Below are 537 nucleotides of genomic sequence, written 5' to 3' on the forward strand. Positions count from 1 at the left end.
CTTGGAAATCAGCTGGGCATCCAGAGTGTACTGCTTACCCGGAACCAGACCCTCGTAGGAAACCTGGTCCACAACCTTGGCACCAGCAACAACCTCACGCAGGTCACCCTCGAAGTCCGCATTAGTGGAAACCTTCGGGGTCTTCTCGTCGTTACCATCAGAAGGCTCGCCCGGCTCATTCGGCTTGGTCGGAGTCGTCGACTCGCAATCCGAAGGCTTATCAGACTCGGAGGTCTCGGAAGCCTGAGAAGTTGTAGTCTCTACAGACTCGGTTCCAGAAGGCTCACTGGACTCAGACGAAGACGGTTCCTCAGACTCAGAAGGCTTCTCACTCTCAGAGTCACCCGGCTCCTCAGACTCGCAGGTCTCACTGGTCTTCGGAGTAGAAGAATCCTCAGAGGAAGATGGTTCAGAGGTCTCACCCTCGCCACCATCACCAGGCGTACCTGGAACCTCCTCGGTAGAGGTGGTGGTCTGCGGAGTGGTGGTCTCAGAAGGCTTATCAGACTTCACGGTCTGATCCTGGTCGTCGATGTC

The 537-nt window shown here is 56.2% G+C and carries 1 protein-coding gene; it reads right to left on the minus strand.

Annotated elements, in window-relative coordinates; translation table 11 throughout:
* A partial coding sequence (locus tag QP904_RS11730) for a VaFE repeat-containing surface-anchored protein (protein ID WP_284836123.1) occupies positions 1–513 on the minus strand: 513 nt, incomplete at its 3' end.
* Positions 514–537 lie beyond the last annotated feature (24 nt).

This window comes from Corynebacterium nasorum, from assembly GCF_030229765.1.
GTDB lineage: Bacteria > Actinomycetota > Actinomycetes > Mycobacteriales > Mycobacteriaceae > Corynebacterium > Corynebacterium kefirresidentii.